This is a genomic window from Herbiconiux ginsengi (assembly GCF_900107435.1).
In the GTDB taxonomy this organism is placed as follows: Bacteria; Actinomycetota; Actinomycetes; order Actinomycetales; family Microbacteriaceae; genus Herbiconiux; species Herbiconiux ginsengi.
Genome location: NZ_FNPZ01000001.1, coordinates 1,342,360 through 1,356,786, shown reverse-complemented (window position 1 = coordinate 1,356,786; position 14,427 = coordinate 1,342,360). Strand labels below are relative to the sequence as shown.

General features: G+C 71.0%; 11 protein-coding genes. 10 read left to right on the top strand and 1 reads right to left on the bottom strand.

What is annotated here, in order from left to right; translation table 11 throughout:
- Nucleotides 1-39 precede the first annotated feature (39 nt).
- Nucleotides 40-921 carry a carbohydrate ABC transporter permease gene (locus tag BLW00_RS06510; protein ID WP_092550768.1) on the top strand — a complete coding sequence of 294 codons (882 nt, stop codon included), beginning with the start codon at nt 40-42 and terminating at the stop codon, nt 919-921.
- An 11-nt stretch (nt 922-932) separates the two neighbouring features.
- Nucleotides 933-1,772: a carbohydrate ABC transporter permease gene (locus tag BLW00_RS06505; RefSeq protein WP_092550765.1), complete on the top strand. Its 840-nt coding sequence runs from the start codon at nt 933-935 to the stop codon at nt 1,770-1,772.
- A gap of 15 nt (nt 1,773-1,787) precedes the next feature.
- On the opposite strand, the gene BLW00_RS06500 is transcribed toward BLW00_RS06505, so the two are convergent.
- Nucleotides 1,788-2,618, bottom strand: a complete 831-nt coding sequence (locus tag BLW00_RS06500) for an NAD-dependent epimerase/dehydratase family protein (protein WP_092550762.1) — start codon at nt 2,616-2,618, stop codon at nt 1,788-1,790.
- Nucleotides 2,619-2,803: 185 nt separating this feature from the next.
- Here BLW00_RS06500 and BLW00_RS06495 point away from each other — a divergent pair, with 185 nt between their 5' ends.
- The 8 genes from BLW00_RS06495 to BLW00_RS06460 all read left to right on the top strand — a co-directional run bounded on the left by BLW00_RS06495 (nt 2,804) and on the right by BLW00_RS06460 (nt 14,415).
- Nucleotides 2,804-5,413 (top strand): alpha-L-rhamnosidase, encoded by a 2,610-nt coding sequence (locus BLW00_RS06495; RefSeq protein WP_092550759.1) that lies wholly within the window; start codon nt 2,804-2,806, stop codon nt 5,411-5,413.
- Entirely contained in the window at nt 5,410-6,132 is a 723-nt protein-coding gene (locus BLW00_RS06490; RefSeq protein ID WP_175494161.1) for an aspartate/glutamate racemase family protein, read from the top strand. The genes BLW00_RS06495 and BLW00_RS06490 overlap by 4 nt, the downstream gene beginning before the upstream one ends.
- Nucleotides 6,129-8,105 carry a glycoside hydrolase family 127 protein gene (locus BLW00_RS06485; RefSeq protein WP_092550756.1) on the top strand — a complete coding sequence of 659 codons (1,977 nt, stop codon included), beginning with the start codon at nt 6,129-6,131 and terminating at the stop codon, nt 8,103-8,105. The genes BLW00_RS06490 and BLW00_RS06485 overlap by 4 nt, the downstream gene beginning before the upstream one ends.
- Before the next feature lie 4 nt (nt 8,106-8,109).
- Nucleotides 8,110-9,366 carry a RuBisCO large subunit C-terminal-like domain-containing protein gene (locus tag BLW00_RS06480; RefSeq protein WP_092550753.1) on the top strand — a complete coding sequence of 419 codons (1,257 nt, stop codon included), beginning with the start codon at nt 8,110-8,112 and terminating at the stop codon, nt 9,364-9,366.
- Nucleotides 9,359-10,720 carry a four-carbon acid sugar kinase family protein gene (locus BLW00_RS06475; RefSeq protein WP_245741331.1) on the top strand — a complete coding sequence of 454 codons (1,362 nt, stop codon included), beginning with the start codon at nt 9,359-9,361 and terminating at the stop codon, nt 10,718-10,720. Before BLW00_RS06480 ends, BLW00_RS06475 begins: the two co-directional genes overlap by 8 nt.
- 163 nt (nt 10,721-10,883) lie before the next feature.
- A complete protein-coding gene (locus BLW00_RS06470) occupies nt 10,884-11,702 on the top strand; it encodes a TetR/AcrR family transcriptional regulator (protein WP_092550749.1) in 819 nt (272 codons plus the stop codon).
- A complete protein-coding gene (locus BLW00_RS22870) occupies nt 11,699-12,523 on the top strand; it encodes a hypothetical protein (protein WP_139256649.1) in 825 nt (274 codons plus the stop codon). The genes BLW00_RS06470 and BLW00_RS22870 overlap by 4 nt, the downstream gene beginning before the upstream one ends.
- Nucleotides 12,520-14,415, top strand: coding sequence for a YhgE/Pip domain-containing protein (locus BLW00_RS06460; protein ID WP_092550746.1), 1,896 nt, complete (start codon nt 12,520-12,522; stop codon nt 14,413-14,415). The genes BLW00_RS22870 and BLW00_RS06460 overlap by 4 nt, the downstream gene beginning before the upstream one ends.
- Nucleotides 14,416-14,427: the final 12 nt, after the last annotated feature.

The following is a 14,427-nucleotide window of genomic DNA, read 5'->3' as shown; positions in this document are numbered from 1 at the left end:
CTGCGTGCCCCTGCCCGAATCCGACTCGAAAGGCCATCGATGAAGTCCGTCCTCGGTGACCGCAAGGCGATCGTCCTCCTGTTGACGCCCGCCCTGCTCGTCTACACCCTCATCATGCTCGTCCCGGTGCTGTGGTCACTCGGCCTGACCTTCTTCGAGGGCAGCCCGCTGGGCGGCTTCGAGTTCGCGGGATTCGACAACTTCATCCGGCTCTTCTCCGACTCCGCGGTCTGGGAGGCGCTCTGGTTCACCATCCGTTACGCCATCCTCGTGACGCTGTTCCAGGTCGTGCTCGGCTACGGTCTCGCCCTGCTCTACAACTTCGTGCTGCGCAAGTCGTCGGTGCTCGTGCGCACGCTCGTGTTCTTCCCGGTCGTGCTCCCCACGGTGGCCGTCTCACTGCTCTACCAGAAGATCTTCCAGTCGGCCCCGACCGACGGCCTGGTCAACGAGCTGCTCGTGAACGTCGGGCTCGGCTCGGTCGACTGGCTGGGCGCCGGCACCACCGCCTTCGTCGTGATCGTGATCATGGACGTCTGGCGCTCGATCGGCTTCTACGGCATCCTCATCTTCTCGGGGCTGCTCGACATCCCCGACGAGATCATCGAATCTTCGCGCCTGGACGGCGCCAGCGGCTTCCGCCTCTTCCGGCACATCGTGCTGCCGATGTCGCTGCCGATCGTGTTCGCGTCGTTCATCTTCAGCATCAACGGCACCATCAAGGTCTTCGATTCGGTGTTCGCCCTCACCGGAGGCGGACCCGGCGACTCCACCACACCGCTCACGCTCTACATGTACCGCACGGCCTTCCAGTACAGCGATTACGGCTACGGCTCCACCATCGCCCTGCTGCTGACGATGATCTGCCTCGTCGTGACCCTGTTCATCTTCCGCTCGTCGCGCCGCGACATCACCTCCTGAAAGGCGCCGACATGTCAACGATCACTCGGGGCCTGCGCCGGATCCCGGCGCTCCTCACCATCGCCTTCCTCATCCTGATCACCGCGTATCCGCTCTTCTGGATGTTCATCAACTCCCTGAAGTCGAACAGCGACTTCCTCAACAACCCGTCGTACGCCCTGCCGGAGGTGTGGACGTGGGAGAACTACGTCACCGGCTGGGAGACCGCGAATCTCTCCACGACCATCGTCAACTCGATCATCGTGACCTTCCCGGCACTCATCCTGCTCGTGCTCTTCGGCACGGCGGCGGGCTACGCCCTCGAGGTGCTGGTGTTCAAGGGCCGCGGCACGATCCTGCTGCTGTTCCTGGCCGGCATCATGATCCCCGGCCAGATGATCGTGCTGCCGCTGTTCACGGCGTCGTTCAACATCGGCATCACGGGATCGCTGCTGCCGCTGATCCTCATCTACACCGCCACCGGGCTGCCGCTCACCGTCTTCATGATGGCCACCTACTTCCGCGCCATCCCGCGCGAGATCTTCGAGGCTTCGACCATCGACGGCGCCTCGATGACCCGTGCCTTCTTCTCGATCGGCATGCCGATGATGCGCAACGCCATCCTCACGGTGGCGATCGTGCAGTTCTTCCAGATCTGGAACGATCTGCTCTTCGCGCTCATCTTCGCCGGCCAGCGCAAGCTCAACACCATCCAGGTGGGTCTGCTGAACTTCTCGGGCGAGTACGGCTCGATCAACTACGGTCCGCTGTTCGCGGCGATCTGCATCACCGTCGGCGGCATCCTGGTGCTCTACCTGGTTCTCAACCAGCAGATCATCAAGGGCCTCGCCGCGGGAGCGGTCAAGGGCTGACCGATGCTGCTGCGCTCAGCGCCAGTCGTGCTGCGTCGTGAAGCCGAGCCGCTCGCGGATCTTGCGGGTCGACATCAGCGACTCGAACTCGCCCAGGTCGTCGGCGACGGGAACCCCCGGGAACCAGCGCTCGGCCGTCTCCCGGCTCGGTGCGGCGGTGCCCGACTCCGGGGCGGCGACGTTGTAGACCTCGAAGCCCGGTCGGGCGGCGGCGAGAGCAAGGCTCACGGCCGCCGCTCCGTCGCGGGCATCGATCCACGATCCGAGCAGGTCGCGGCGGTAGTCGGGCTCGGCTGCCCGGGCGAAGGTGTCGTATTCGCCTTCGTCCACCACGTTGGTGAAGCGCAGCGCGGTGATGGAGAGGTCGTCGTGCCAGCCCACCAGCTGCGCGGCCAGCTGCTCCTCGAGCACCTTGCCGAGGCCGTAGGTGTTGAAGGCCGCCGTGTACTGCTCGTCGACGGGCAGTCGCGGCGGGGCGACCTCGTAGGGGAAGCCCATGGCCGTGATGCTCGACGCCGACACGATGGTGCGGATGCCGGCGCGCACCGCTCCGAAGAGCGCGTGGAACGAGACCGACATGTTGTTGTCGAAGGTCGCCGCATCGGGCACGAGCCCGTTCACCGGGATGGCCGCGAGGTGCACCAGGGCATCGAGCCCGCCGTGCCGCGCGGTGACGCCGAGCATCGCGTCGAGCGCCTGACCGTAGTCGGTGAGGTCGACGCGCGTGAAGCCCACACCGGCCGGGCCGGCCAGGTCGAAGCCGATGACGTCGTGCCCGTCGGCTCGCAGTCGGTCGGCCGTGGCCCGGCCGAGTTTTCCTTCGCTTCCCGTGACGCCGATGATCATGCGGTCGCTCTCCGATCGAATCGCGGCCGGACGGTGCCGGGCCGCAGCCAGTCTGACACCGCCGCCGGATCGGCCGGGGGCGCATCCGTGCGGTATCGTTTGAAACGTAACAATCTTATCCCTGTCCACCAGAGCAGATATAGCGAACTCTACTCTGAAACGTTTCGACCTCACAGGAGTGCCCGATGACGGCCACCGTCTCCGCCGCCCGTTTCGAGCATCACCGCGACGCGCTCGGCGTCGGTGAGAGCCGCCCCCGCCTGTCGTGGGTGGTCGAGAGCGCTCCGGCCGGCTGGGTGCAGCGCGCCTACCGGGTCGAGATCGAGCGCGGCGGCTCCGTTCGCGCCTTCGAGGTCGCCTCGGCAGAGCAGGTGCTGGTGGCCTGGCCCGACGAGTCACTGGTCTCCCGCGAGAGCAGCCGGGTGCGCGTGAGCGTCGCCGGCGCCGACGGCTCCTGGAGCGCGCCCGGCGACTGGGCGCGGGTGGAAGCCGGGCTGCTCGAGCCCGGCGATTGGGTCGCAGGCCCGATCGGCGCGATCCGCAACGAGAACCCGCTGAGAGACGACCGCCGGCCCTCGCTCGTGCGCCGGGAATTCCCGGTGCGCCCGGGACTCGTGCGCGCGCGCCTCTACGCCACGGCGCACGGCCTCTACCAGGCCGAGCTCAACGGCAGCCGCGTCGGCGACGACCTGCTCTCCCCCGGCTGGACCGTCTACGGCAAGCGGCTGCGCTATTACACCTACGACGTCACCGCCCAGCTCTCCGAGGGCCCGAACGCGATCGGCGCCTGGCTCGGCGACGGCTGGTACCGCGGACGCCTCGGCTGGCGCGGCGGCTTCCGCAACGTCTACGGCGACGACCTCTCCTTCCTCGGCCAGCTCGAACTGAGCTACGCCGACGGCTCGCGCGAGGTGGTGGCGACCGACACCTCGTGGCGCTCGGCGCCGAGCCCCATCATCGCCTCCGGCATCTACGACGGCGAGGACTACGACGCCCGCGCCGAACTGCCCGGATGGTCGCGGGCCGGCTACGACGACACGGACTGGGACCGCGTGCAGCTGCGCCACCGCGATCCGGCCACCCTGGTCGCTCCCACCGCCGCCCCCGTGCGCGTGACCGAGGAGCGCGCCCCGCTCGCCGTGCTCACCACGCCGAGCGGACGGCGCATCCTGGACTTCGGGCAGAACCTCGTGGGTGTGGTGCGCCTGCGTGCCACCGCTCCCGCCGGCACGACGGTGACGCTGCGCACCGCCGAGGTGCTCCAGGACGGCGAGCTCTACACCCGCCCACTGCGCAACGCGCGCTCCACCGACCACTACACCTTCGCCGGCCGCCCCGAGGGCGAGGAGTGGGAGCCGCGCTTCACGTTCCACGGCTTCCGCTACGTGGAGGTCGAGGGTTGGGCCGGCGATCTCGACGCCGATGTGACCGAGGGCGCGCTGATCGCGCGCATCCTGCACTCCGACCTCGAGCGCACCGGCTGGTTCTCCTCGTCGGAGCCCGATCTCGACCGCCTGCACGAGAACGTGGTGTGGGGCATGCGCGGCAACTTCGTCGACCTGCCCACCGACTGCCCGCAGCGCGACGAGCGCCTCGGCTGGACAGGCGACATCCAGGTGTTCGCGCCCACCGCATCCTTCCTCTTCGACGTGTCGGGCATGCTCACCGGCTGGCTCCGCGACCTCTCCGCCGAGCAGCTGCCCGACGGCACGGTGCCCTGGTACGTGCCGGTCATCCCGGCCGACACGATGTGGACCCCGCAGCGCCCGGGGGCCGCCTGGGGCGACGCCGCGACGGTGGTGCCCTGGACGCTGTACCAGCGCTTCGGCGACACCGGAGTGCTGCGCGCCCAGTTCGACAGCGCACGCCGTTGGGTCGATCTGCAGGCCGACATCGCCGGACCCTCGCGCCTGTGGGACACCGGGTTCCAGCTGGGCGACTGGCTCGACCCCGCCGCACCACCGCAGGATCCCGCCGATGCACAGACCGACCGCTACCTCGTCGCGAGCGCGTACTTCGCCCATTCGGCCCGGCTCGTGGCGCGGATGGCCGGAGTGCTCGGCGACACGGAGGCCGAAGCCTCCTACACGACGCTCGCCGATGAGGCACGCGACGCCTTCGTGGGCCGCTACGTGGGAGACGACGGGCGGATGGCGTCGGATGCGCAGACCGCCTACGCACTCGCCCTGCGGTTCGAGCTGCTGCCGGCCGGCCTCCGCGCCCGAGCCGCCGACCGGCTCGCCGAGCTCGTGCGCGCATCCGGCAGCCGCATCGCGACCGGATTCGTGGGCACGCCGCTGGTGACCGACGCGCTGAGCTCCGAGGGTCGCCTCGACGCCGCCTACGACCTGCTGCTGGAGCGCGAATGCCCCTCCTGGCTCTACCAGGTGTCGATGGGCGCGACCACGATCTGGGAGCGCTGGGACTCGATGCTGCCCGACGGCACGGTGAACCCGGGCTCGATGACCTCGTTCAACCACTACGCGCTCGGCGCCGTGGCCGATTGGCTGCACCGCGTGGTGGCCGGCCTCGCGCCGGAGGAGGCGGGCTACCGCGTCATCCGGTTCGCCCCGCGGCCCGGTGGAGGCCTGACCTCGGCATCCGCCCGCCATCGCACGCCCTATGGCGAAGCCTCCGTCTCGTGGCACATCGTCGACGGCACGCTGCGCGTGCGCGTCGAGGTGCCGGTGGGCGCGACGGGCATCATCGATCTCGACGGCGGCGAGCCCGAGCACGTCGGCCACGGCGTGCACGAACGCGAACTCGCCCTGGCCGAGGCGGTGAGCGCAGCGTGACCCGGGTCGCCCTGCTGCACACCGGCGCTGTGGTGATCGGGCCGATCGCCGACCGCGCACGTGCGACGATCCCGGATGCCACGATCGTGAACTACCTCGACGACCGCATCGTCGCCGATCTCGGCGATCCGGAACGCGCCGCCTCCGTGCCCGAGCGGCTCATCGATCTGGCCTCGGCTGCCCTAGCCGGCGGCGCCGACGCGGTGATGTTCACCTGCTCCTCCATCTCGCACCTGGCGGCGGCCACCGCGCAGGCCGCCGGCATCCCGGTGCTGCGCATCGACGAGGCCATGGCCGACGACGCGGTGCGCACCGGCACCCGGATCGCGGTGCTGGCGACGCTGCCGACGACGCTGGTGCCGACGGTGGTGCTGCTGCGCGAGCGCGCGGCCCTGGCCGGCGCGTCGGTGCAGATCGCCGAGGAGGTGATCGAGGGCGCGTTCGCCGCCGTCTCCTCGGGCGACCGCGACAGCCACGACCGGCTGGTGGCCGCCGCGATCGAACGGCACGCCCCGGCGGCCGACGTGATCGTGCTCGCCCAGGCCTCGATGGCCTCCGCGGCCGACGCGGCCCACACCGACGTGCCGGTACTGACCAGCGTCGCTCCGGGGATCGACCGGCTGCGGAGCATCCTCGACGCCGGATTCGACGCGCCCTTCGACGCCGGATTCGACGCGCCCTTCGACGCCGGAACGCGACCGGGAACGGAGCTCCGATGACGACCACGACCACCATCGCGCCCCTGCGCCCGCTCACCGCGGCCGACGCACGCTGGGCGACCGGCTTCTGGGGCGACGTGCTGCGCCGCACCCACGAGCACACCGTGCCCGACATGTGGCAGGCACTGAGCGACCCCGCCGTGAGCCCCGGGCTCCGCAACTTCCGCGTGGCGGCCGGCCTCGAAGAGGGCGAGCACCTCGGCCCGCCGTTCATGGACGGCGACTTCTACAAGTGGCTCGAAGCCGCGGTCTCGCAGCTCGAGACCACCGGTGAGCCCTGGCTCGCCGAGCTCGTCGACGAGCTCGCCCGGCTCATCGCCTCGGTGCAGCGGGAAGACGGCTACCTGCACACCCCCACGCTCATCGCCACCCGCAACGAGGTCGACGTCGCCGCGCTGGCCGACCGGTTCCACTTCGAGACCTACAACCTCGGCCACCTCATCACGGCCGCGGTGCGCCACTACGAGGTCACGGGCAGCACGACGCTGCTCGACGTGGCCCGCAAGGCCGCGGGCTTTCTCGAAGACCTCGCCACGAACAAGCCGCTCGAGCTCGCCAAGAGCGCCATCTGCCCGTCGCACTACATGGCGGTGATCGAGCTCTACCGCGCCACCGGCGAGGAGCGCTGGCTGCGGCTGGCCGAGGCGTTCGTGCGCGTGCGCGACGACTTCGAAGGGGGCGACGACAACCAGGACCGCGTGCCCGTGCGCGAACAGACCACGGTCGCCGGCCACGCCGTGCGCGCCAACTACCTCTACGCCGGTCTCGCCGACCTGGTGGCCGAGACGGGCGACGACCAGCTGCACGGCGTGCTCGACACCCTGTGGACCGACGTGGTCGGAACGAAGCTGGCGATCACCGGCGGCTGCGGCGCACTCTACGACGGGGCGTCGCCGGATGCCTCGCCCTGGCAGGAGCAGATCAGCCGCGTGCACCAGGCCTACGGTCGCGCCTACCAGCTGCCGCACACCACAGCGCACAACGAGTCGTGCGCGAACATCGGCCTGATCCTCTGGAGCGAGCGGATGCTGGCCCTCCGGCCCGACGCGCGCTACGCCGACGTGATCGAGCAGGTCGCCCTGAACAGCCTGCTCGCCGGCATCAGCCTGACCGGCACGGAGTACCTCTACACCAACCCGCTGCGCCAGGTGCGGGATCTGCCCTACGCGCTGCGACGGGCCGGCGACACCGGGCTGAACCCGGTGCCCGCGCCGCCGCCCTCCGACGAACGCCTGCGCGAACGCTACCTCAGCTGCTTCTGCTGCCCGCCCAACACGGCGCGCACCCTGGCCCGCTTCGGCGAGCGCGCGGCGTCGGTCTCGGCGGACGGACTGTACGTGCACCACTACGGCGGCAGCGAGTTCGGCGTCGACGACGGCAACCGCGCGCTGCGCCTGCGCGAGGAGAGCGACTACCCGTGGCACGGCACGATCCGCTTCGTGGTGACCGAGGCCCGCGGCGGCGGGATGCCGCTGCACCTGCGGGTGCCCGGCTGGTCGAAGGATGCCACGATCGCCGTGAACGACGAGGCCGGCCGGCCCGCGGCATCCGGTTCCTACCTGCGACTGGACCGCGACTGGACGGTGGGCGACGTGGTGACGCTCGAGCTGCCGATGGCGGTGCGCGTGCTGCGGGGACACCGCCTGGCCGAGGAGCTCGCGAACCAGGTGGCCGTGCAACGCGGGCCGCTCGTCTACTGCGTGGAGACCGCCGACCTGCCGACGGGCGTCGGCGTGGAGCGCGTGGCCCTGCGCCGCAACGCCGATCTGCGCCCGGTGGAGACCGAGATCGCGGGGCAGCGGATGCTCGCCCTCGACACCGAGCTGGCCCTGCTCCCCGAGACCGGAGAGGCCCTCTACGACGACCTCGGGGCCGGCGAGCTCGGCACCGTGCCGGCCCGGCTCGTGCCCTACTTCGCCTGGGGCAATCGCGGGGCCGGCGAGATGTCGGTCTGGCTGCCGGTGGTGTGGTGACACGATGAGCACTGACGACGTCGTCGCGACTTACCACATCGAGACCTCTCTGCCCCTCGAACGGGCCGCCGAGGTGCTCGCCGGGGAGCAGTCCACCGGCACCTTCGTGCGCGTCGCCCGCGAGTCCGCCGACCTGAGAGCGCGGTTCGCCGCACAGATCGTCTCGCTCGAGGAAGTGCCGCTCACGGGGTCGTCCGCGCTGCCCGGCACCGTCGGCGATCCGGCCGAGCGACTCCGGGCCGTGCTGCGCCTGCGGTTCCCGCTCGACAACTTCGGGCCGTCGCTGCCGAACCTGCTGGCCGCCGTTGCGGGCAACCTGTTCGAGATCAAAGAGCTGGCCGCGATCAAACTGCTCGATCTCGAGCTGCCACCGGCCTTCGCTTCGCGCTACCCCGGGCCGGCGTTCGGGGTGGCCGGTACCCGCCGCTTGATGGGCCGCGAGACCGGCGCGATGATCGGCACCATCGTGAAGCCCAGCATCGGGCTCTCTCCCTCGGAGCTCGCGGAGGTCGTGACCGAGCTCGTCGGCGCCGGAGTCGACTTCATCAAAGACGACGAGCTGCAGGGCAACGGGCCGACGGCGCCGCTGGCCGAGCGAGTACGCGCGGTGATGCCCGTGCTCGAGCGCCATGCCGACCGCACGGGTGTGAAGCCGATGTACGCCTTCAACATCACCGACGACATCGGGCGGCTGGAGGCCAACCACGACCTGGTGGCCGCCGCCGGCGGCACCTGCGTGATGGCGTGCATCAACCTCGTCGGCCTCGCGGGGCTGGAGTACCTCCGGTCGCGTTCGTCGCTGCCCATCCATGGACACCGCACGATGTTCGGCGCGATCAGCCGCTCGGATCAGGTGGGCATCGCCTTCGGCGCCTGGCAGAAGATCGCTCGGCTCTCCGGCGCCGACCACCTGCACACCAACGGCATCAGCAACAAGTTCTACGAGTCGGATGCCGAGGTGCTCGCCGCGATCGCCGCCGTGCGCGAGCCGCTGCTCGGGCTCAGCCCCACTGTTCCCGTGCTGTCGTCGGGCCAGTGGGGCGGACTCGCCCACGCGACCTACGCCGCGGTCGGCACCACCGATCTGCTCGTGCTCGCCGGCGGCGGCATCCACGGGCATCCCGATGGCGCGGCCGCGGGCGTGGCCAGCATGCGCGAAGCCTGGGCGTCGGCCGAATCGGGCGAGAGCGCCGCCCTCGCCCTGGAGCGCTCGCCGGCGCTGCGCCGCGCCACCGAGGTGTTCGGGCCGGTTCGTGTCTGACCCTGCCGCGACGGGGGCCTTCGTGGGGCCCGACGCCACAGCCGCACCGGCCTTGCGGCCCGGAGCCGCGCCTGAATCGCCGGCCACGCGGCCCACGGCCGCGTTCTACGGCGACGACTTCACCGGCAGCGTCGACGCACTGCTGCAGTTCGCCCGGGGTGGCTGGAGAGGTCGGCTGCTGGTCGGCGTGCCGACGCCGGCCGCGCTCGCGCGCGCTGCCCGCGACGCTGACGTCATCGGCATCGCGGGCATCGCGCGGTCGCTGCCCACCGCCGAGATCGAGGCCGAGGTGCGACCCGCGCTCACGGCTCTCGTGGGCACGGGTGCAGCGGTCATCCAATACAAGGCCTGCTCCACGGCCGACTCCTCGCCCTCGATCGGCAGCCTCGGCCGCGTGATCGAGATCGGGCGGGAGGTCGTGGGCACCCGCACCGTGCCGCTGCTGTTCGCGCAGCCCGACTTCGGGCGCTACACGGTGTTCGGCCACCACTTCGCGGCCGAGGGCGGCACGGTGCACCGGCTCGATCGACAGCCGACGATGTCGGCGCATCCGTCGACCCCGATGACGGAGTCGGATCTGGCGCGCCACCTCTCGGCGCAGACCGCACTGCCGATCGGCTCGGTGCCCTACACCGCGTATCGCGACGCGGCGGCCCTCGGGGCGGAGATCGCCGGCTCACCGGCGGCTGCGGTCGTGCTCGACGCCGTGGACGAGGGGCACGTCGACCTCGTCGGCTCAGCGGTGGCCGGCCTGCAGCGGCCGGTGTTCGCGATCGGTTCGGGGGGTCTCAGCCTCGGCATCGCCCGGGCTGCGCACCGCACGGGGCACCCGCTGCCCCGCGCGACTCCTTCACGAGGGGCGGTGCTCGCGGTGTCGGGAAGCCGCTCGGCGCGCACGCGGGGCCAGGCGGATGCGGCGGCCGCGGCGGGCTGGACCGTGCAGCCATTGCCGCTCAGACCCGACGCCGAGTTCATCGCATCGGTGGTCTCCTCCCTGCGTGGCGGAACGAGCGTCGCGCTCACCTCCGACGACGCCGACCTGACGACTCTGGGCGCGCGCCCGGTGCTCGTCGCCCTCGCAGAGGCCGCGGCGGCCGTCGTCGACGGCGCCGCCCGAGCCGGAGCGGCAGGGCGCGTGATCGTCTGCGGCGGCGACACGTCGAGTCGCGTGACCCGCCTGCTGGGCGTCGAGTCGCTGTCGATCGCGGCGAACCCCGAGGGCAACATCGTGCTCTGCACCGCGCACACGCCCGATGCGGCGATCGACGGGCTCGAGCTGCTGCTGAAGGGCGGCCAGGTGGGTGATGTGGACCTGTTCGAGCGCATCCGCCGTCTCGACACCGTGGGGCTTTAGCGCCTTGGCCCTGTTCCGGTTCGAAAGCGCAAACGTCGCGTCAACCGCCCTCCATACAGGCGCGATCGCCACCACGTTTGCGTTTTCAGCAGACAGTGGCCCCCGCGGCGAAGGATGCGTCGGCTAACTTGCACAATGGTGTGCAAGTTAGTACAGTAAGGGCGTGTCCACCCTTCCCAGCTCACCACGCGTCGCAGTGCGTGCGCCACGAAAAGACGCCGCGGAGAACCGCGAGGCGATCGTCGCTGCGGCCGCCATCGTCTTCCGGCTCGATCCCGAGGCGTCGCTCGATGCCGTGGCTTCCGAGGCCGGCCTCTCGCGCCGCGCCCTCTACGGTCACTTCGCCTCCCGCGACGAGCTGCTCGCCGAGCTGCTCACGCGCGGCGGCGCCCGCATCTCGGCGGCGCTGGCCGGCGTGCACGACGCCGATCCGCGCATCCATCTCGCCCTGATCGGCTCCGCCATGTGGGGCGAAGTGCAGCAGGTGCGCGTGCTCGCTCAGCTCGCGCTGCACGGGCCGCTCGAGAAGACGGTGGCCGAGGCGCTGGCGCCGGTGCGGGCATCCGTTCGCCGCGCGGCTCGCGACGGGGTCGAGGCGGGCTGGTTCCGCTCTGACGTGCCGGTCGAGTCGCTTGCGCGGCTCGTCGAAGACGCCGCGATCGCGGTGCTCGACGAGGCGGTGCGCACCGACCTGTCAGAGGCGGCCGGGCGCCGTCTGGTGATGACGATGGGCCTGTCTGTCGCGGGACTGTCGTGGCGCGAGGCGAACGCCCTGCTCGACGCGACGCCGCAGCTCGCGTCCCCGTCGGCTCCGGCCACCGCGACGGCGCCCGCCACACGCGCTCCCGCTCCCCCCGTCGGCCGCACCGCGGCGACCTCCGCGCCCGTCGCACGCAGACGCGACGCCGCAGCTCACACCGCCGCCACCACCGCGGCCACCCGCACCGCATCCGCCTCGTCATCGAAGGGCCGCACCGCATGAGGATCGTCGCCGACACCGTCAGCAAGGGCACCGACGGCATCCCGCTGCCTGAGACCTCGCTCGTCTTCGAGACCGGCCGGGTCACCGTCGCGGTGGCCGAGACCGGCGACCACCCGACGGTGCTCTCGCTCGTCGCCAGCGGACGCATGGTGCCCGACGCGGGAGCCGTGACTCTCGACGGCGTCGCGGATGCCGCGCTCGTGCGCGAGCGGATCGCCCTCGTCGACGCCCCTGAGGTGAGCGAGCCGGCCGCCGACCTGCTGCTGCGCTGGGTGGTGCGCGAGGAGCTGATGTACGCCGGACGCTCCACCTCACGCCAGACGGTGACCGAGGTGATCGACCAGGCGGGCGGCAGCCGCTACGCCGGTGTGCGGATGGGCGACGTGCCCGCCGGCGTGCGCGTGCGGGTGCTGACCGAACTGGCCGCGTTCCGGCGCGGCGTGCAGGGTCTGGTGATCACGAGCCCTGACCGGCACGGCGGCGATCCCCGCGAATGGCTGGCTGTCGCCACCGACCTCGCGGCGCGCGACTTCGCGGTGCTCGTCGTCTGCGGCGAGGCCTCCGCCGAGATCGTCGGCCCGCTGCTGCCCGAGCCGGCGCGCTTGCCCGAGCCGGAACCCCTCGCCGAAGCGGAACCCGCCGCGTCGACCTCCGCCCCCGCCACACCGCAGGCATCCGTCGCGTCATCGGCTCCGACCGCATCCACCCCCGCGCACGCCGCAGCCCCGGCGCCCGCCACCGCTGAATCCGCGCCCGCCGCAGCCCCGGCGTCCACGCCCACCGCACCCACCACGCACCCCGAATCGGAGCCCACCGCGTGAAGATCGTCCACCTCGTCGCCTCGGAGCTCAAGCGCCTCACCGCCTCCTCCATGGCGCGGCTCGCCCTCGTGGCGCTGATGCTCGTGCCCGTGCTCTACGCGGGCCTCTACCTCTGGGCCAACAACGACCCCTACGGAAACCTCAAAGACGTGCCGGTCGCACTCGTGGTCGAAGACACCGGCGCCACCCTTGACGGCAAGGCCGTGAACTACGGCGACGAGGTGCGCGACCAACTGCTGAAAGACGCCTCGGTGGGCTGGCACGTGACATCCGCCGCCGACGCGGAACAGGGTGTGCGCGACGGGAAGTTCGACTTCATCCTCACCCTCGGCCCCGACTTCTCGAGCGCGCTCACCTCGGCCAGCGGCAACGCGCCCGAGCAGGCCGTCGTGAAACTCACCACCAACGACACCAACAGCTTCCTCGCCACCACCATCGCGGGCCAGGTGGCCGAGAAGGTGCGGGCGAGCATCACCGAACGCGTGGGCAAGGAGGCTGCGCTCACCCTGCTCAACGGCTTCGCGACCGTGCGCACCAACCTGGGGGAGGCCGTCGACGGCGCCACGAAACTCGCCGACGGCAGCACCACTGCCGCCCACGGGGCGTTGACGCTCGCCCAGGGCTCCGGATCGGCCAACATCGGCGCGCTGCAGCTGAACGACGGCCTGCAGCAACTGCAGGCGGGCTCCGCCGACCTGCCCGCCCAGGCAGCCGCCCTCAACGACGGCGCCCAGCAGGTGGCCGCGGGCAACGCCGAACTGTCGACGAAGGCGACCCAGGTCGCATCCGCGGTTCAGGATGCGGTGAACCAGGTTCCCCAGGCACGCGCCGACATCGTCGCACTGCTCGATCAGACCGATCTCACGCCCGAGCAGAAGGCCGCCATCCTGGCGCAGCTCGACCAGGTCGGCACCAAGATCGACGACGGCAATGCCCAGGTGCAGGATGCGAACGCGAAGATCGGCGAGCTGGCTGCCGGTAGTGCCGCGGTCGCAGCGGGCACCCAGCAGCTGGCCGACAGTGCACCCACGCTCTCGAACGGCATCGCGAGCGCGGCATCCGGGGCATCTGAACTCTCCGCCGGCATCACGCAGATCGCTCAGGGCTCACTCGACCTCTCCAACGGCCTGAACGAATTGAACGGCGGAGCGGACACCCTCCGCGACGGTCTCGAATCCGGTCTCGCCGACGTGCCCGACCAGACCGCCGACCAGCGTGAGGCCGCCGCGCAGACCATCTCCGACCCGGTCTCCCTCGACACCAGCGCGGTCACCAAGGCGAGCAACTACGGCGCCGGAATGGCTCCGTTCTTCATCAGCCTCGCCGCGTGGATCGGCATCTACGCCCTCTTCCTCATCGTGAAGCCGCTCTCCCGCCGCGCCCTCACGGCGCTGAAGAAGCCCCTCGCCGTCACCACCGCCGGCTGGCTGACCCCCGCCATCCTCGGCGCGCTGCAGATGACCGCCGTGTTCGGCATCATCACGCTCGCCCTCGGCTACCAGGTGGAGCACGGCTGGGGCATGTTCGGCTTCATGGTGCTCACCTCGGCGACCTTCGCCACGATCATCCTCGCGCTGAACATCTTGCTCGGCAGCGTGGGGCAGTTCCTCGGATTGGTGCTGATGGTGCTGCAACTCGTGACCGCGGGCGGCACCTTCCCGTGGCAGACGCTGCCCGGGCCGCTGCAGGTGCTGCACAACATCCTGCCGATGAGTCACGCGGTCGACGGCATCCGGCAGCTGATGTACGGCGGCAACCTCGACCTCGCCGCGGCCGACGCCACCGCCCTGCTGTGCTGGCTGCTCGGCGCCCTGCTGATCTCGTTCCTCGGGGCTCGCCGGATGACGCGTCACCGCACCCTCCGGGACCTCCGCCCCTCCCTCATCGGCTGACCTCCTCGAGGG